The 535-nt window shown below is 40.6% G+C and carries 1 protein-coding gene; it reads left to right on the forward strand.

Features of this window, described 5'->3' with window-relative positions; genetic code table 11:
- Positions 1 to 535, forward strand: a 535-nt coding sequence (locus ABZ720_RS17450) for an alpha/beta fold hydrolase (protein WP_366556803.1), incomplete at both ends; no start/stop codon positions are given.

Here is a 535-nt window from a genome sequence, read left to right on the forward strand (position 1 = left end):
GGTAAAAAAATTGCTAATTTTAGTCAATGGGCGTGCTGAGAATATTCTCAAATGGTCAGAATTAGCCTATGATTTTTATCAATGGGGTTATGATGTGCTGCTTTTCGATCACCGCGGGCAGGGTTATTCACAGCGTTTATTAGCGGATAAAGACAAAGGCTATATTGATGAATTTCGCTTTTATTGTGAAGATATGGACGCGGTCATCAAGCAAATCACTCACCATTATGCTTATTCGCAACAATATCTGCTCGCTCATTCTTTAGGCTCGCTGATTTCGGCGTATTATTTAGCGAACTATGATCATCATATTCAAAGAGCGGTGCTTTCTTCGCCCTTTTTTGGCTTGCCAACCAAGCATTTATTGCGTGATGAGCTGATCATTAGTTTGATGATGCTGTTTGGACAAGGACAGCGTTATGTATTCGGCAAAGCCCCTTATAAGCCCGCCAACTTACAGCACAATGAGCTAAGTTTTTGCAAAACGCGAATGAAATGGATGAACCGTATCAATCGCTATTTTCCTGAATTAAGC

Source organism: Aquibaculum sediminis, assembly GCF_040712085.1.
Taxonomy (GTDB): Bacteria; Pseudomonadota; Alphaproteobacteria; order Kiloniellales; family DSM-21159; genus Aquibaculum; species Aquibaculum sediminis.